The 16045-nt window shown below is 63.2% G+C and carries 15 protein-coding genes; 5 read left to right on the top strand and 10 right to left on the bottom strand.

The features are described 5' to 3' along the window. Positions 1 to 267: 267 nt before the first annotated feature. Positions 268 to 1497, top strand: coding sequence for a multidrug effflux MFS transporter (locus tag OIS50_RS02835; protein ID WP_264692816.1), 1230 nt, complete (start codon positions 268 to 270; stop codon positions 1495 to 1497). 76 nt (positions 1498 to 1573) lie between these two features. On the opposite strand, the gene msrB is transcribed toward OIS50_RS02835, so the two are convergent. The 6 genes from msrB to OIS50_RS02805 all read right to left on the bottom strand — a co-directional run bounded on the left by msrB (position 1574) and on the right by OIS50_RS02805 (position 8223). Then, the gene (gene msrB / locus OIS50_RS02830; protein WP_264692815.1) at positions 1574 to 2035 is read right to left on the bottom strand and encodes a peptide-methionine (R)-S-oxide reductase MsrB; all 462 of its coding nucleotides are present in this window, start codon (positions 2033 to 2035) and stop codon (positions 1574 to 1576) included. A gap of 35 nt (positions 2036 to 2070) precedes the next feature. Beyond that, positions 2071 to 3399: a protein kinase gene (locus tag OIS50_RS02825; RefSeq protein WP_264692814.1), complete on the bottom strand. Its 1329-nt coding sequence runs from the start codon at positions 3397 to 3399 to the stop codon at positions 2071 to 2073. A gap of 70 nt (positions 3400 to 3469) precedes the next feature. After that, a complete protein-coding gene (locus tag OIS50_RS02820) occupies positions 3470 to 3604 on the bottom strand; it encodes a hypothetical protein (RefSeq protein ID WP_264692813.1) in 135 nt (44 codons plus the stop codon). A 366-nt stretch (positions 3605 to 3970) separates the two neighbouring features. Then, a complete protein-coding gene (locus OIS50_RS02815; protein WP_264692812.1) occupies positions 3971 to 4969 on the bottom strand; it encodes a glycoside hydrolase family 43 protein in 999 nt (332 codons plus the stop codon). 330 nt (positions 4970 to 5299) lie between these two features. Then, positions 5300 to 6139 (bottom strand): phytanoyl-CoA dioxygenase family protein, encoded by an 840-nt coding sequence (locus OIS50_RS02810; protein ID WP_264694319.1) that lies wholly within the window; start codon positions 6137 to 6139, stop codon positions 5300 to 5302. A gap of 479 nt (positions 6140 to 6618) precedes the next feature. Next, complete coding sequence (locus tag OIS50_RS02805; protein ID WP_264692811.1) at positions 6619 to 8223, bottom strand: protein adenylyltransferase SelO; 1605 nt, start codon at positions 8221 to 8223, stop codon at positions 6619 to 6621. Positions 8224 to 8509: 286 nt separating this feature from the next. Here OIS50_RS02805 and OIS50_RS02800 point away from each other — a divergent pair, with 286 nt between their 5' ends. Continuing rightward, positions 8510 to 9610, top strand: a complete 1101-nt coding sequence (locus OIS50_RS02800; RefSeq protein ID WP_264692810.1) for a lipase family protein — start codon at positions 8510 to 8512, stop codon at positions 9608 to 9610. A 200-nt stretch (positions 9611 to 9810) separates the two neighbouring features. Here the strand turns inward: OIS50_RS02800 and OIS50_RS02795 are convergent, their stop codons facing one another. The 3 genes from OIS50_RS02795 to OIS50_RS02780 are packed head-to-tail and all read right to left on the bottom strand — an operon-like array spanning position 9811 to position 12207. Further along, positions 9811 to 10359, bottom strand: coding sequence for a DinB family protein (locus OIS50_RS02795; protein ID WP_264692809.1), 549 nt, complete (start codon positions 10357 to 10359; stop codon positions 9811 to 9813). A 10-nt stretch (positions 10360 to 10369) separates the two neighbouring features. Continuing rightward, positions 10370 to 11431, bottom strand: coding sequence for a bifunctional transcriptional activator/DNA repair enzyme AdaA (locus tag OIS50_RS02785; RefSeq protein ID WP_319805317.1), 1062 nt, complete (start codon positions 11429 to 11431; stop codon positions 10370 to 10372). Beyond that, a complete protein-coding gene (locus OIS50_RS02780; protein WP_264692808.1) occupies positions 11428 to 12207 on the bottom strand; it encodes an isocitrate lyase/PEP mutase family protein in 780 nt (259 codons plus the stop codon). The genes OIS50_RS02785 and OIS50_RS02780 overlap by 4 nt, the downstream gene beginning before the upstream one ends. A 282-nt stretch (positions 12208 to 12489) precedes the next feature. Here OIS50_RS02780 and OIS50_RS02775 point away from each other — a divergent pair, with 282 nt between their 5' ends. Then, positions 12490 to 13335, top strand: coding sequence for a universal stress protein (locus OIS50_RS02775; RefSeq protein ID WP_264692807.1), 846 nt, complete (start codon positions 12490 to 12492; stop codon positions 13333 to 13335). Positions 13336 to 13343: 8 nt separating this feature from the next. Here the strand turns inward: OIS50_RS02775 and OIS50_RS02770 are convergent, their stop codons facing one another. Further along, the gene (locus OIS50_RS02770; protein ID WP_264692806.1) at positions 13344 to 14168 is read right to left on the bottom strand and encodes a GNAT family N-acetyltransferase; all 825 of its coding nucleotides are present in this window, start codon (positions 14166 to 14168) and stop codon (positions 13344 to 13346) included. A gap of 180 nt (positions 14169 to 14348) precedes the next feature. Between OIS50_RS02770 and OIS50_RS02765 the strand changes: the two genes are divergently transcribed. Together OIS50_RS02765 and OIS50_RS02760 are read left to right on the top strand one after the other, a co-directional pair. Continuing rightward, the gene (locus tag OIS50_RS02765; RefSeq protein ID WP_264692805.1) at positions 14349 to 15068 is read left to right on the top strand and encodes a hypothetical protein; all 720 of its coding nucleotides are present in this window, start codon (positions 14349 to 14351) and stop codon (positions 15066 to 15068) included. 147 nt (positions 15069 to 15215) lie between these two features. Next, positions 15216 to 15629, top strand: a complete 414-nt coding sequence (locus OIS50_RS02760) for a hypothetical protein (RefSeq protein WP_264692804.1) — start codon at positions 15216 to 15218, stop codon at positions 15627 to 15629. The last annotated feature ends 416 nt before the right edge of the window (positions 15630 to 16045 follow it).

Here is a 16045-nt window from a genome sequence, read left to right as displayed (position 1 = left end):
CCGCAAAAGCTGCCGCAACTGCCCTGCCCAGGTTACCTACAAATCACCGGCTCGTGCGCATCCATCCCCACGCAATGCCGTTACTTTACACCGGCAACGCGCAGGCAGCAGCTGGTTGATTGAGGCGCCGCACTCTGCACTCCGCCCCTACTAGCCTATTCATCAACGCCTTAGCCCGCAGTTACGCACCGGGTATTTCCGGGCGCAGTAGCGGCTCTGGCCCACCCCGCCCAAAGTGCCGCCGGCATTTTCCCAGGTACTTTCTCCATGACGAAGCAACGATACTTTTCGCTTATCCTGATCCTGGGCAGCCTGTCGGCCCTGGGTCCGTTCACCATCGATATGTACCTGCCGGGCTTCCCGGCCATTGCCCAGGATTTGCATACCACGCCGGCCCGGGTGGCGCTGTCGCTGTCGAGCTACTTCATCGGTATTTCGGCGGGGCAGCTGCTCTACGGGCCGCTCCTCGACCGCTACGGGCGCAAAAAACCGCTGTACGTGGGCCTGGCGCTCTACATTCTCAGCTCGGCGGCCTGCGCCACCCTGCACTCGATTGATGCGCTTATTGCCCTGCGCTTTTTTCAGGCGGTGGGCAGCTGCGCGGCGGCGGTAGCCTGCATGGCCATGGTGCGCGATTTGTTTCCGGTGCAGGATACCGCCAAGGTGTTTGCCTTGCTGCTGCTGGTGGTGGGCCTCTCGCCCATGCTGGCGCCCACGGTGGGCGGCTACGTTACGGCCGCGTTTGGCTGGCAGGGCGTGTTTGTAACGCTGGCCCTCATGGGCGTGGCGCTGCTGCTGGCTTGCCTGCTCTGGCTGCCCGAGTCGTATCAGCCCAACCCTAATCTGTCGCTGAAACCCCGGCCCATCCTCGCCAACTTCTGGCAGGTGCTGCGCGAGCCCAGCTTCTACACCTACACCCTCACGGGGGCCTTGTCGTTCTGCGGGTTGTTTGTGTACGTGGCCGATTCGCCGCTGGTGTTCATGGATATTTTCGGCGTCGACAGCAAAGTATACGGCTGGATTTTCGCCTTCCTGTCCATCGGCCTCATCGGCGCCAGCCAGGTAAACAGTGTGCTGCTGCGCCGCTTCCGGAGCGAGCAGCTGGTGTTTGGCGCCTTGTGCTGCCAGGTGGCTACCAGCGTGGTGTTTTTGGTGCTGACGGTGAACGGATTGATCGGCCTGTACGGCACCATCGCGTTGCTCTTCGTTTTTCTGTGCTGCCTGGGTTTCAGCAGCCCCAACACAGCGGCTTTGTCGCTGGCTCCGTTCAGCCAAAACGCCGGCAGTGCCTCGTCGCTGATGGGCGCCATTCGCATGGGCATTGGCGCCATGGCGTCGGCGGCCGTTAGCGTGTTCAACAACCACACGGCCGTGCCCATGGTGGCTATCATGATGGTAACCTCGGTGGTGGCCCTGCTGATTTTGCTCGTGGGGCGGCGCAACGTTACGCCCATGCCCGCTAAGGCCGAGGCGGCAGTGGCCGAACCGGCGCATTAGCCCTAGGTGCTCGTGCGGCTTAGCGCCCTCCGGGCTTACTGCGTTGGCTTATTTGATTTGGCTGCAGCAACTGCACCTAGGGCTCGCGCAGCGGGTTTTCCAGCAACCGGATACACTCCGAGTTGATGCAGTAGCGCAGCCCGTGCGGCGCCGGCCCATCAGGAAACACGTGCCCTAGGTGACAATCGCACACGTTGCAGAGCACCTCCACGCGCTGCATGTGGTGGCTGCCGTCGAAGGCGTATTTGATGGCGTTTTTAGCCGCCGGCTGCGTGAAGCTGGGCCAGCCCGAAATAGCGTGGTACTTGGTGGCCGAATCGAACAACCGGCTGCCGCACCCGATGCACACGTACACGCCCGGCTCGTAGGCGCGGCAGTAGGCATTGCGGTACGGCGGCTCGGTGCCTTTTTCGCGCGCCACGTGGTATTGCGCGGGCGTAAGCTGCCGGCGCCATTCGGCATCGGTTTTCTCGACGCGCCGCGGCGGCTCGGGGTTGCTGTATTTGGCGTACTTGATAACGTCGGACCAACGAAGCATACCACTCAGTACGGCCCGGAGCCGCGCACGGAGCGCTAGGCCTGCAACTCACCTAGGGCTTGCTCGATTTCGGCGAACAGCGGGCGGCTGGCTACCTCTGGCTGCACGCAACGTTGCTGCAAAGCACCTAGGGCTTGCCGTACTTCGGGGCGGGCGTCATCAACGCAACGCTGCAGCAGTTCCTCCAGCAAACAGCCAAAGGCGCGGGCCTCTACCTGCTGCAGTGCGCGGGCAGTAGCCTCGTCGGAGGGGTCGAAAAAGCAGGCGGCGCCGAAGTCGCCGAGCAGGCATTGGCCGCCCGCGGCCACCAGAATATTGTGGGCGTACAAGTCGCCGTGCAGAATGCCGCGGCTGTGCAAGTGCCGCACCGCGGAGGCAATACCCAGGGCGATGCGCAGCACCTCGGGCAGCGAGAAGCGGGTGCCCGCGGCGTACACATCGCGGGTGCAGCTGGCCAGGCTGGGCGGCCCGGCGAGGTTGCCAAAACGGGGCTCGATGAGCTGCAGCACCAGCCCCTCGGCGCCGGCGGGGTGCTGCTGAATTTTGCCCGCCACGGCAATCAGGTTGGGGTGCGCGCCGGCGCTGATGCAGGCGGCCATTTCGCTGTGCGGCAGCCCGTCGCTCGTAACGGCGCCTCTGAACAGCTTTACGGCTACTTCGGCCTGGGGCGCAGCCCGTTCGGGTTGCCACCGCGCCCGGTGGATGACGCCCGAAGCGCCTTCGCCCAGCTGCTGCTCGAGCTGCAAACTGGCCCAATCGATGCCGACGATGGGGCGCCGGGCCACGGCTGCGGCCTCGATGCCGTCGGCGAAGGGGTTGCCGGCGTAGGCCAGCCAGGCAAGCCGCGGCAGCTGCAACAGCCACTCGGGCAAGGCCTCCAGGCGGTTGGCGGCAATGCGCAGCAGCTCCAGGCCGGTGCACCGGGCCAGGGTTTCGGGCAGGTGCTGCAGGCGGTTGCCGGCCAGCATGAGCTTTTGCAGCTGGGTGCAGTTGCCGATTTCCGCGGGCAATTCCTCCAGCTCGTTATCCGTGAGAATCAGCCACCGCAGCTGCTCCGGCAAGGCGGCGGCCGGCAGCGTACGGATGCGGTTGGCCTTGAAGCCCACCATGCTCAGTTGCGGGCATTGGCCCAGCACTTCGGGCACGGTGGTAAACTGGTTATCGGAGCAGAACAGGATGCGCAGCCGGTGCAGGCGCCCTAGGTCGGCAGGCAGCGCTGATAGGGCATTGCCCGACAGGTTAAGGATTTCGAGCGTGTCGGCCAGGTCGAAAATTTCGTTTGGGAACTCCGTGAGGCCACACGATAAATCGAGCCGGTTAATGCCCGCCAATTGCCCGGTGCGCAGCTGTTCGAGGGTATGCATGCCGCAAAGGTCGGCAATACGCGGGGCATCGTGGCTGCTGGCCGGCCCCGGGCGCGGCGGCACCTAGGGCTTACTGCTCGAAAAACAAGCTATACACCGCCCAGGCCACGGCGAGCAGCCCCATCAGGTACCAGCCCCACTTAATGTATTTGTCGTCGGGCGATTCGTCGCGAATGGGCCGACGCTTTAAACCGGGAAGCTTCATACCAGTGGGCAAACAGGTTCGAGGAGGTGGACTATGCCTGCATACGTGCGCCGGGCCAGGCGGGTGGCCGGCGCCGGCAGCGCAACGTGCTGCATACCAGGCTGTGTCTGGAAATAATGAGACGGTTATGCTGCGCTTGTCGAACCGCAGGTCGGCGTAGCCAAGCATCTCTACCGCTCCGTTCGGGTTACTACCACGCGTCAGCACGCGAGATGTCTCGACTGGGCTCGACATGACGTTCTGTGACGATTGCGGACGAAGCGGTAGAGATGCTTGGCTTACGCCTTCCTTCGGTTCGACAAGCGGACGCCAGATGAAGCATGACGTTCAAGAATCACGAAATCATTCCTCAGGCGCAACCTAAACCTACAACGGCCGGCCGAAGTTGGGCGAGCCATCGGGGTGCCACCCAAACGGCTTGGCTCTGATTTGCCGCGCCCAACCGGCCTGGCTGCTGCGCGCCGCGTGGTAAATGATGTGGTGCTGCCCATCCACGACCACAAACGAAGCGTGGCCCGGCCCGAAGATGGTATCGGTTTTCGAGAACACCGGCTGCGGCTCCTTGCGCCACGACGCGGGCTCGAGCGGGTAGCCGCCCAGGTAGGTAAGCTGGCCGAGGCAGTAATCGTCCGTCCAGCTGCCGCTGGCGGAGTAAATGATGAACGTGCGCCCCGCGTGCTGCAGCACCTGCGGCCCCTCGTTTACGTGCGGGTAGCCCTGCTTTTCCCAATCGTGCTCGGGCCGGCTGATGCACACCCGATCCGAAGCAATGGTGTAGGGGTTGCGCATGCGGGCGATGTAAATGTTCTGGCTGGTGTTGCTGAACCCCTCCCACCCCGACCACAGGAAGTACATTTCGCCCTCGAGCTGCAGCACCGTCCCGTCGATGGCCCACCGGTCGGTGGGCACCTCGAGCTTGCCCCGGAACGCGTACGCACCCAGGGCATCGTCGGTGAGGCTTTCGAGGGCGTAGAGCCGCTCCTCGCCGTTGCGGGCGTTGTAGAGGGCGAAGTAGATGTACCATCGGCCATTGATGCGCTGCAGCTCGGGCGCCCAAATTTCGCGGTACTCGGGCACGGCGCCGTGGTTGCCGGGCCACACCTGCACCAGCTCGGCCGTGGCCATGTCCTGGAGCTTCGAGAACCGGCTGATCAGGATTTTCTGCTTCAGCCGATCCACGGTGCAGTAATACAGGTGGTTTTCGTGCGAAATCACCCACGGGTCTTCGCCGTCGGGCACCAGCACGTGGGTTTGGTCGCCGCTGGGCGGCTCGGCCCGCGCCCGGGCCGTCATCACGTTTATCTCGTCTACCGTCATGGGCGCCAGGTGCACCTCCTGGTAAATGTGGTCGTCGGGCGTGTGCATGAGGTGGTTGTACGGGGTATTGGTGAACGGTGCCGGTTGGTCGGGCGTCATATTGCCAGCCCTAGGTCGTCATGCCGAGCATGTTGCGCATCGAGCAAGGAACCGAGGCATCTCGCGTGCCGCCGTCAGATACTAACCACTCCCCTTTCTACGGAAGAGGGGCTTGCCCCGTGGGGTCCCGTGGGGGTCCTGACGTTGGCTGGCGTGATAAGGTCCTTCCTGCGTCAGGATGACAATTACCAGCCACTTACCACCCGGTTACTAGCGGGCATCAGCACGCGAGATGTCTCGGCTAGCTCGACATGACGTTTTGTACCTAGGCGGTTAGCCTTAAGCCTCGCCCATCATCAGCCCTTCGATGGTGTGCGCCTGCACAATGGGCTCGAGCTTATCCACGATGCGACAGGTAAGGTGCCGGCGCAGGCTTTCGGGCAGGGCTTGGTAGTAGGCGCGCGTTACCTGCAAATCGTGGCGCTCGGCGTTGTTGGCGGTGGGGGCATCCACGCCCAGCACCAGCGCCGGGCGCGGGGTATTGGAGGTGTTGGCAGTGCCGCGGTGGATGGTAAGCGCCGACCGGGCCGAAATGTCGCCCATCTGCGGCATTTTTTGCTGAGCCCTTGCCTCGTAGCGCGTGTACAGCGACCTAGGCGGAAACATGCCGTGCTCGAAACCCTCGGGCAAATCCCACTGCGTGCCAGGCGCCACCTCAAACGGTCCCATGTCGGGCGTCACATCGACGGTGGTCAGGTTGAAAGCCAGGGAGTTGAGGCGCCGGCCCACAATCGTGTCGTCGGGGGCCGGAAAGTCGCGGTGCCAGGGTTGGTTTACGGCGCCGGGGTTGGGCACATCAAACCCGATTTCCACGATTTTGTACTCCGGCCCCAGCACCGCTTCGCACACCGCCGCCACCCACGGGTGGGTGCACAGCTCCACAAAGCCGCGGATGCCTTCGGGGTGAATTTCGACGTAGTGGCGCTTGGGCCCGCGCCCGATGGCACCGCCCGGGCGCTTCAGGGCATCTTGGTACAGCACGGCAATGTCTTCGCCCAGCTGCTGCGCCCACTCGCGGCTGAAAGCACCCTTCAGGCCAATAATGCCGTCGCCGTACAGGCCGCCCATAATCTGGGCTATATCGAAGGCGGTTTGGGTTTTAAGCTCCTCTGCTATCATGCTCACGGGGTATTTGGTGGCCGATGCTTGCGCCCTAGGTGCACTGCGCTGATTGCAGGGCAAAGAGGCAGCAAGCTTCTCCGCTGATAACGAAATCGGGCGGCAATGGGTGGCAACGGCCGAGCTTGGCAAGTACCGTTCCCAACGCTGTCATTGCGAGGAGGCACGACGAAGCAATCCGTCCTGGGCAGGGCACAACTGCTCACCCAGCACTAAGCGAAACCGACCTAGGACGTAGCAGAACGCAGTAGCGCGGGCTTTGGCTACGCCGACCTGCGGTTGTAGTCCGCGTCCGCAGAGAGTATTCTCAATCGTCCAGCTGATTGGAGTTACTATCCGGGGACGCGGACTACAACCGCAGGTCGGCGTAGCCAAAGTCCGCGCTACTTGTTTTTCGGTTGCTGCTAGCTGAACGGTTGTGCCCGGCTCAGGACCGATTGCTTCGCTTTGCTCGCAATGACAGCGGCGGGAACGGCGCCTTAAGAGCTGCACGAAAGCGTGGCGCAGCCGGGCTTGGAGGCGGCCCAATCGGGGCGCATGGCAGCTAAGTCGTCGTGCTCGGGCTGCTCGGCGTAGGGCGTTTTCAGCACTTGCATCAAGCGGTTCAGCACCGATAAGTCGCCGGTTTCGGCGGCTTCGATGGCCTTTTGCGCCAGGTAATTGCGCAACACATACTTGGGGTTGGCTGCCAGCATGCTTTCGCGAATGGCCTCGGGCGTGGCGGGCTCCTGGCGCAGGCGTTTCAGGTAGCGCTGCAGCCACTGCACCAGCACGGTATGGCCGGCGTACCCGGGTTGGGCGTAGGAGTTGGCTTCGACGAACTCGAGCAGCTGGGTTTCTTCGTTGGCGGCATCGCGCAGCAACGCGGGGGCCAGGTGCGAGAGGTTGCGGAAGAACAGCGTCATGTCCATCACGGCGTCAACCAACACCTGGTGCATGTCCTCGATCAGCTGCTGATCGTCGGCGGTTTCGTGCGTAGTGAGGCCGAGCTTGCGCAGCATCATGGCCTGCATGGTTTCGGCCAGGGTAGTGCCGTAGAGGTCGAGGCCGGGGCGCAGCTGCTCGGGGTCGGGCACGAGGTGGGCAATAGCGCGGGCCAGCTGCACCAGGTTCCAGAGGGCCACTTGCGGCTGCTGCCCAAAGGCGTAGCGGCGGTAGCTGAAATCGGTGGTGTTGGGCGTCCAGTCGGGTTCGTAGGGCTCGAGCCAGCCGTAGGGGCCGTAGTCGATGGTGAGGCCCAGGATGGACATGTTGTCGGTGTTCATCACCCCGTGCACAAAGCCCACCGACATCCAGTGCGCAATCATGACGGCGGTGCGGCGGCTCACCTCCTCAAACCAGCGCAGGTACACCTCCGCCGACGGCTCGCCCAGCTCGGGGTAGTACCGGCGAATTACGTAATTGGCCAGCTCGCGCAGGTTATCCATTTCGCCGTTGGCGGCAAAAATCTGGAAGTTGCCAAAGCGCACGAACGTGGGCGCTACGCGGGCCACAATGGCGCCGGGCTCCTCCTGCGGATTGCCGTTATAGAACATATCGCGCACTACTTTGGCGCCGGTGCCTACCAGGCTAAGGGCGCGGGTGGTGGGCACGCCCAGGTAGTGCATGGCCTCGGAGCACAAAAACTCGCGCACCGACGAGCGCAGCACGGCGCGGCCGTCGGCACGGCGCGAGTACGGCGTGGGGCCCGCGCCCTTCAGCTGAATTTCCCAGGGGCTGCCATCAGTAGCGCGCAGCTCGCCCAGCGAAATGGCGCGGCCGTCGCCGAGCTGGCCGGCCCAGCTGCCAAACTGGTGGCCGCCGTAGCGGGCGGCAAAGGGCTTCATGGTTTCGGTTACGCGGTTGCCGGCCAGCACCTCCACGGCGGGGCCACGCTCGGCGGGTTTTTCGAGCCCTAGGTACCGGGCCAGGTCGTCGGACCAGGCCAGCAGGTGCGGATCGGGCACGGGCGTGGGCTGCACGCGCGAGTAGGCAAAGCCGGGCACCTGGCGCGGCTGTTTATCAAACGTAGCCTCGCCGCGCAACTCCTCAACCAAGGAGTTTTCGAAGGAGGCCTGATCTATGGAAAACGTATTTGCTGACATACAAAAAAGCGGAAGGAGTAAGCGGCAGCCCTGGGTTTGGCGCCGCAATGTCGGCAACACCGCGTGGCTGCTCAGGATTCCTTTACGGCACCGGGCGCTTGGCGAGTCGGGCCTGCCAATCAAAACCCTGATTAACACCTAGGCTTTGTGCCCGTGGCTAAGTACTTATTGCGTGGCTGATGCTGCGCCTTCACACCACACCAGGGCAGCCCAACAGCGCAGCTACGCGCAAACCTATTGCCGTGGAGCGGGTATTCAGTGCATTACGCTACTACCCCTGTGCTCCATGAAACGTTTGCTCCCGCTCGTGTGCTGCCTGTTTGGGCTAACCGCCCCCTCTACCCTGGCGCAGCGCCTGCAACCCGGTTTCGACAAGGCGGAATACATCGAGTTGCTGCGGGTGTCGTCGAGGCAAGCTACCGACTCAGTGTACTACGCCGGCGTGGCCGCGCCCAAGCAGTTTCGGCGGGTGTACCGCTCGCCCGTGGTGGGCCTCGATAACCGCTGGGACCTGTGGAGCAACGGCCGCGGCACGGTGGTGGTGAGCCTGCGCGGCACCACCCAAAACAACGAGAGCTGGCTCGAAAACTTTTACGCGGCCATGCTGCCTGCCAAAGGCGAGCTGCGGCTCAGCAAGGAGCGCACGTTTCGGTACGAGTTGGCCCAGCACCCGCAGGCGGCCGTGCACGCGGGCTGGCTGCTGGGCATGGCCTCGATGGCCGGTGACATCGTGAGCAAAATCGACTCGTGCTACCGCCGCGGTTCCAAGGATGTGGTGGTGCTGGGGCACAGCCAAGGCGGGGCCATTGCCTACCTGCTTACCTCGCACCTGCGCAACCTGCAAAGCCGCGGCGAGCTGCCCGCCGATGTACGCCTGAAAACCTACTGCAGCGCTGCGCCGAAACCCGGCAACCTGCAGTACGCCTACGAGTACGAAGCGCAAACTTACGGCCCCGATGGCGGCTGGGGCTTCAACGTGGTAAACGCGGCCGATTGGGTGCCCGAAACGCCCATTTCGATCCAAACCCTCACCGACTTCAACCCCACCAATCCATTTGTGGGTGCCCGCGGCATCATTCGCAAGCAAACTTTGCCCAAGCGACTCGCGCTGGGCTACGTGTACCGGCAGCTCGATAAGCCTACGCGCAAGGCCCAGCGCAACTACCAGCGCTACCTGGGTACGTTTGCCTCGCGCGAGGTGCGCAAGACGTTGCCCGAGTACCAACCGGGCACCTACTACGCCAGCAATAACTACGTGCGCACCGGCCGGCCCGTGGTGCTGCAGCCCACGGCCGAGTACTACCGCCGTTTCCCCGACGACCCCAAGCGCATATTCGGGCACCACTTGTTCTTGCCATACCTGTACCTGGCTGAGCAATTGCCCTAGGTGCGGCACCGCAGTAGCGCGGCTGTAGCGCGGACTTTGTAGTCCGCGTCCACAGATAGTATTCTCAATCGTTTGGGCACTAGGTGCCGCACGATGTAGAGCGGGCTGAAGCCGGCGCTACGATTGATTTTACTATCTGTGGACGCGGACTACAAAGTCCGCGCTACAGCCGCGCCCCATCACGACCTAGGAAAACCCACCTACGCCTGAGCGGTTTGCAAAAGCGGCAGGCTACGCTCGCGCCACAGCTGCAGGTGGTGGGCCTCGTGGCCGGCGGTAATGTAGGCCAAAGCACGCACCGTTATGGGCTGGTTGCTAGCCGTGCCTTGCTGCTCGTACGCCTCAGGTCCGAACGATTCAAATAAACTCAAGGTGGCGGCGCGCACGGCGTCGTACTCGGCTAGCAGGCTGGCAAGAGAGCGGGCGTCGGCACCGGAGGTTACCACGTACTCGTCCTGCTCGAAACCGGGCAATGACTGCTTGTCGCCGCGGCCTACGCGCAGGGCGCGGTAAGCGAAAATGCGCTCCGTATCGATGATGTGCAGCAGCGTTTCCTTGATGCTCCACTTGCCGGGTGCATAGCGCAGCAAGGCCTGCTCGTCGGAGAGGCTGCCAATCATTTGCTTCAGCTCGGTTTGCTGGTTGCGCAGCTGCTGCACGGGGTCGGCGCCGTCCGGAATCAGGCTGATGTAGCGCGCGTAGTAGGCGCCGAACTCGGTGGCGGCGGGGCGGGTGGTGCGGTAGTTCATGGGCGCCAAGTTACAAGGCCAGTTGGGGAGTTTGCCGCTCCAGCTCGAGCAGCCACTTTTTGCGCCACAAGCCCCCGCCGTAGCCCGTAAGCTTGCCATCGGCGCCGATAACGCGGTGGCACGGAATGAGGATGGAAATGCGGTTCATGCCGTTGGCTGCCGCCACGGCGCGCACAGCACCAGGTTGCGCCAGGGCGTTGGCCTGCTGCAGGTACGAGCGGGTGCTGCCGTAGGCAATGGTTTGGAGCTGCTCCCACACGCGCTGCTGAAACGGCGTACCGGGCGCGTGCAGCGGCACCGAAAAGGTGCGCCGCCTACCGGCAAAGTACTCTTCCAGCTCAGCCCGCAGCGTGGCAAAGTGCGGGTTTGGCCCCTGCACAACGGAGGCGTTCAGCAGCTTAGCCAAGGCCTTCAGCTCGGTTTCGAGCATTTTGCGGTCGGTGAATTCGAGCAGGCATATCCCCTCCTCCACCGCGCAGGCAATCATGGGACCTAGGGGCGTTTCGAAACGCAGCAGATCGATAACCCGCTGCGCGCGGCTGTTGGAAGGCGCCACGCCGAATACCGCTTTAAACGAATCCTGAAAACCGCTCAGCGACTCGTAGCCGGCATCGAAGGCGGCAGCTGTTACCGACTCGCCTTCCTGTATTTTCTTGAATGCGGTATTGATGCGCACCATGCGTTGGTAGGCTTGAAACGTGAGGCCGTGATGCTTCAGAAACCAGCGGCGCAACATGCTGGGCTCGAGGCCGCGGCGGCGCAGCTCCCGGTCGTTGATTTTGGCGGCGGGCCGGGCGTGTACTTCCTGCAGCAGCTCGCCGATAAAGGCCGGTGCCTCGCCGCGCTTGCCTAGGGGCGTACACACTTTGCAGGGCCGGTAGCCGCGCACCAAGGCCTCTTTGGTAGTGCCGTAAAACTCCACGTTTTCGGGCTTGGGTTTGCGGGCCGTGCAAGTGGGCCGGCAGAAAATGCCCGTGGTTTTCACGGCGGCGATAAACGTGCCCTCGTAGGCTACATCCTTGGCTACCAGGGCGCGGTAGTACTCGTGGGTCAGCGCGGGGTCGGCAATCATCGGAACAAGGTCGCAAAGTTTTGCTCGGAGCGCAGCGTAGCCATGGCTTGCGCATGCACGCGCCCTAGGTGCTCAAAGGCGAAATTGCCCATGCTGATGCGCCGCACCCCGGCTTGCTGCAGCTCGCCGAAATCGGGCAAGTTGGGCAGGCACATCACGTTCAGGGGCAAGGCGGTGCTGGCGGCCAGCTGACGCATCTCGCCTAGGTCAGTTAGACCCGGCACAAACAGGCCATCGGCGCCGGCTTGCTCGTAGGCTTGGGCGCGTTGGCTGGTTTCGGCTAAGGGCTGGGCCGTGCCGAGCAGGTACGTATCGGTGCGGGCGTTGATGAACACCTCCAAGCCGCGCGCCGCCAGATAGCTTTTGAGTTGGTACAGCAGCTCAGCAAACACGGCGGCGGGCACTAGCTGTCGGTGCCCGTTGCTTACCACCGAGTCTTCGATGTTGATGCCGACCACACCCAGCTCGGCGAGCTGAGCCACGTTGGCGCACACCTGCGTGGCGTCGCGGCTGTAGCCGGCTTCCACATCAACCGTAACGGGCACTTGCACCGCCTGGCAAATGCGCGCCACTACAAACCGCAGATCAGCGAAGGGCATTTGCTCGCCATCGGCGTAGCCCAGCATGCCGGCAATAGCGGCGCTCGACGTGCCTACGGCCCGAAAGTCCAGCTCCTGGTAGGTGGCGGCGCTGCGGGCATCCCAGGCGTTGGGCAACAGCAGGGGCTCGGCGTGGTGGTGCAGCTCCCGGAATAGCTGCGCGTTGGATGGTGTCATGCTCGTGGGATTTTGGGCGAAAGTAGACGCGCCACCCAAGGGCCGGCAACCGAAAATTGAACAGCTATTTCTTCGGGCCGGCTCCCAGGCTCCGGCTGGGCCTGGCGCACCTAGGGCTTGCTCCCGGCGCAAAAGGCCGCAGCCGAAGCAAAAAACTGTTTAAGCCGAACCGCCTGCAACTCGTTTTAATATCCAAATAAATAACTATATTATACACGAAATCCAGTGCGCTCGGCGTGGGCGTTCCGGACGCGGTACTTCCTATTAAGCTTGCCCTGGCCCATGAAGAACATCCTCGTACCCACCGATTTTACGCCCAAAGCGCACAATGCTTTTGAGGTAGCCCTGCAACTCGCCCAACGCACGGGCGGCCACGTTACCCTGCTCCACGTGGTGGATATGCCGGCCGGCGGCGGGGTGGTTTCGTCGGGCGGGCCGGCGGGCGGCGGCACCCTCAACGACTTGTACGCCATTAAGTTGCTGCAAGTAGTTAAGCACCGCATGTACGAGCTCATTGCCGAGGCGCAGCGCCGCGTGGAAGGCGTGGAGGTGCAGGACCTGATCCATACCGCTTCGCTCGAAGACGCCATCATGGAGGTAATCGAGGAGCGCGACATTGATTTGGTGGTGATGGGCGCCGAGGAACCCCGCGACTGGACGCGCCTATTCACCGAAACCACCTCGCAGCGGCTGATTCGTACCGCACCCTGCCCGGTGCTTACCGTGAAGCAGCCCGCCCCCGATTTCAAGGTGCAGCACATCGTGTTTGCCTCCGATTTCTCGGCCGAGGCCGACCGCGTGGTGCCCAGTCTCAAGCAAATTCAGGCGGCCTTCCCCGAAGCCACCCTGCACCTGCTCGACGTGGTGCCCTCGCACGACCGCGACGCCGCCGTGCTGGCGCGCATCAACGCGTTTGCCCGCCGCCACCAGCTGCAGCACTACGAGCCCGACGTGATTGACGCGCCGAAGGTGAGCATTGGCATACCGCGCTTTGTGGAGCAGGCCCACGCCGATTTGGTGGTGATGCTCACGCACGCGCACACCGGCCTTAGCCATATGCTGCACAACAACACCGCCGAGAGCGTAGCCGTGCACGCCGCCCCGCCGGTGCTTACCCTGCACACCTAGCAAACCACCTAGGGCCGGGGCGGCAGCTGCCACTTTATGCGGGTGTAGGCAATCCGGAAGCCGTGCTTTTCGGCGTTGCGCTGCGACTGGCTGCCCGGCAGGGCGCCCATCATAGCCAACGAGCAGCCTTGTGCGGCGGCATCGCGCAGGCGCGCGTGCAGCAAGGCCTGCTGCCCACCTTGCCGGCGGCCGTGCGGCACCGTGGTGGCACCGGCCAGCAGGGCCACGCCACCGTGCACATACATACCGCCGGCCGCAATGGGCACGCCGTCGAGTTCGGCCAGGTAAGCCGAGTAGCCCGCGCTGTGGGCATTAATGCGGCCGAAGTCATGCATAAAGGCTTCGGCGTTGTCCATTTCGGTGCTCCAACCTTGGGCCAGGGTCGTTACCCACGCATCGGCCTCGGTTGGGGGCACCACGCGGGTTTGCACCCGGGAGCCGGGCACGGTACCGGTAGCCAACGCGCCTTGCGCCAGCGGGAGGTACAGCACACTGGTGTACTCGATGGGCACGTAGCCGCGGGCGGGCAGCAAGGCCAGCAAGGCGCCATCGGCCATGGGGCTTACCTCGTGGCACACGGGTGCTTCGCGCTGCGCAAAAAACTGTTCCAGCCTGGTCAGTTCGGCTTCGCCCACGGGCCCAAACAAGCCCAGGCCAAAGGTTTGGGTAAGCGGCGACTCGGGCCCATCGAACATGGCGTAGGCGCCGGCTACCTCCAGCCACTGCGCGCCGCTGTTTGGGAACAGTTGCGCACGGGCTTCCACAAAGCTGGCGTTGCTGCGGCCCTCGGCGCGTTCGAGCCGGCGGGCTAGGTCCTGATCAGAAAATACCATGGCTGTTAGAAAAACGGGGGTGCCACTGGCGCCAGCTTTGCTGCACCGCCTTAGCATCACAACGCCGCAGCGTTACCCTGAAAACGCTTTCTCCGGGCTACCCCGTCGCTATATTAAAAAACTTGTTTATTCTTTACCTTAACTCAGCACGCCTACCTCCTCCCACAAATTCAGCAACCCATGAACCGTGCCCTCCTGCTCGTGCTGCTGGCGGCGCTGGCCCACGCCCCCGCGTGGGCCCAAACGCGCGCCGGCCTCACCGCCCCCACCAACGCCGATATCCTGGATAGCGAGTTAGCCAAGGGCAAGGGTGCGGCCGCGCGCTCGGCCACCACCGGCAGCCCATTTTTGTTTACGCACTGGACGAGCGGCCGGCTTGTTGGCACCAGCCTGGGCCCGCGGCGCGCCCTGCTGAAGTACGACCTCGCCCAAAACCGCCTGCTGGTACGCCGCCCCACCGGCGACTCGGTGGAGGTGATGATGGCGCAGGTAAAGGAATTTACCCTGGGTGATTCGGCGCGGGGCGAGCAGTTTACCTTTCGGCTGTACCCCGACATCAAGGCCGATAAGCCCGCCCTGCGCGCCACGTTTTGGGACGTACGCTACGATGCCGGCCGCACCGCCCTGCTGCGCCACCGCACCCGGGCGGTGTTTCAGCACGGCAACTCGCCCTCGCTCGCCGGCACCAAAGGCTCGGCCTGGCACGACATGAACGCCTACTACATCAAGCACTCCGATAACACCCTGACGCCGGTTCGGCTGACCAGCCGCTCCGTGCTCGAAGCGCTAGGCAAAACCCACGCAGCTGCCCTGCAGGCTTTCATCGAGCAGCAGCGCCTGAAACTGAACGCGGAGGCCGACGTAGCCAAATTGCTGGCCTACTACGATTCGCTCCCGTAAACCTACCCGAATAACGGACAGATTACCATTCTGAACCCAGGGTATTGTAATTTTGCAGCCTGCAACCCTGCCAACGGCGGAACTGACTGCCGCGCAATTGCATTGAGGAACGTTGCCGCGTATCCGTCACCAATCTTACTTACCCGAATGACTGACTCCGCCCTGCGGTTGTACTTCGAGAATCCTGTGGGCCGCGTGCTCGAGCACCCCGGTGGTTTTGCCGTGGTGCTGTACCACCCGGGCAAGCGCAAGCTGCACCACCTGCAAGCCTTCCTGACGCACACCAGCCGCTTGCTGCAGCTGCGCAACTGGAACAAGCTGCTCGGCGACCAACGCCTGATGGCGCCGTTTACCGACGAAGAAAGCCAGTGGATTGTAGGCTACTGGTTGTCGCAGGAGCGGCAGGACAGCACCATTTACGGGGCCGTGCTGCTGCCCAACGACGTGTTTGCCCGCCTCTCGGTAAACAACATGATGCACGAGGCCAAAGCCGCTGCCCTCACCTACCGCATGTTCGACAACGAGCCCGACGCAATAGCTTGGCTGGTGCGGCAGCCGTAGCCCCGCTCCTGCAAACCGCTTTGCCGAGGCACCCCACGGGGTGCCTCGCTGCGTTTCGGGCCACTGCGGCGTATGCCTGGCTACCTCCAGCCGGCGGGCCGGCTCGGCCCCTGACCAGCAGCATCGTTCGTGCTACCTAGGTGTTTTTTTCACTGGCCGTACTCCGCACCTAGGGCCCGATACCGCCGCCCCGGCCTGCAGCGCAGAACGCGCGTTCGGAGGTTTGCCGTGGCGCGCTGTTGATGAGCGGCAGCGAGCCATCATTACTCTTGTAGTAAGCTATGCCGCTCAACAACAAACGCGAAATCAACCACCAATTTTTAGCTGAATATACATTTGCTAATCAGATGCTTACCTGACATCATCTACACTTATACCTACGACACAATTGAGGCCCAACGAGCACACCACGCTTA

This window comes from Hymenobacter sp. YIM 151858-1, assembly GCF_025979705.1.
Classification (GTDB): domain Bacteria; phylum Bacteroidota; class Bacteroidia; order Cytophagales; family Hymenobacteraceae; genus Solirubrum.
The sequence above is the reverse complement of the archived record's forward strand: the minus strand, read 5'-3'. Positions and strand labels throughout refer to the sequence as shown.

What these genes read in the sequence shown, in the direction of transcription:
- OIS50_RS02805 (WP_264692811.1), bottom strand. Translation starts at nt 8,223, where the DNA reads ATGTCAGCAAATACGTTTTCCATAGATCAGGCCTCCTTCGAAAACTCC.
- OIS50_RS02815 (WP_264692812.1), bottom strand. Translation starts at nt 4,969, where the DNA reads ATGCACACGCCCGACGACCACATTTACCAGGAGGTGCACCTGGCGCCC.
- OIS50_RS02795 (WP_264692809.1), bottom strand. Translation starts at nt 10,359, where the DNA reads ATGAACTACCGCACCACCCGCCCCGCCGCCACCGAGTTCGGCGCCTAC.
- OIS50_RS02820 (WP_264692813.1), bottom strand. Translation starts at nt 3,604, where the DNA reads ATGAAGCTTCCCGGTTTAAAGCGTCGGCCCATTCGCGACGAATCGCCC.
- OIS50_RS02825 (WP_264692814.1), bottom strand. Translation starts at nt 3,399, where the DNA reads ATGCATACCCTCGAACAGCTGCGCACCGGGCAATTGGCGGGCATTAAC.
- OIS50_RS02775 (WP_264692807.1), top strand. Translation starts at nt 12,490, where the DNA reads ATGAAGAACATCCTCGTACCCACCGATTTTACGCCCAAAGCGCACAAT.
- OIS50_RS02800 (WP_264692810.1), top strand. Translation starts at nt 8,510, where the DNA reads ATGAAACGTTTGCTCCCGCTCGTGTGCTGCCTGTTTGGGCTAACCGCC.
- OIS50_RS02770 (WP_264692806.1), bottom strand. Translation starts at nt 14,168, where the DNA reads ATGGTATTTTCTGATCAGGACCTAGCCCGCCGGCTCGAACGCGCCGAG.
- OIS50_RS02780 (WP_264692808.1), bottom strand. Translation starts at nt 12,207, where the DNA reads ATGACACCATCCAACGCGCAGCTATTCCGGGAGCTGCACCACCACGCC.
- msrB (WP_264692815.1), bottom strand. Translation starts at nt 2,035, where the DNA reads ATGCTTCGTTGGTCCGACGTTATCAAGTACGCCAAATACAGCAACCCC.
- OIS50_RS02785 (WP_319805317.1), bottom strand. Translation starts at nt 11,431, where the DNA reads ATGATTGCCGACCCCGCGCTGACCCACGAGTACTACCGCGCCCTGGTA.
- OIS50_RS02760 (WP_264692804.1), top strand. Translation starts at nt 15,216, where the DNA reads ATGACTGACTCCGCCCTGCGGTTGTACTTCGAGAATCCTGTGGGCCGC.
- OIS50_RS02810 (WP_264694319.1), bottom strand. Translation starts at nt 6,139, where the DNA reads ATGATAGCAGAGGAGCTTAAAACCCAAACCGCCTTCGATATAGCCCAG.
- OIS50_RS02835 (WP_264692816.1), top strand. Translation starts at nt 268, where the DNA reads ATGACGAAGCAACGATACTTTTCGCTTATCCTGATCCTGGGCAGCCTG.
- OIS50_RS02765 (WP_264692805.1), top strand. Translation starts at nt 14,349, where the DNA reads ATGAACCGTGCCCTCCTGCTCGTGCTGCTGGCGGCGCTGGCCCACGCC.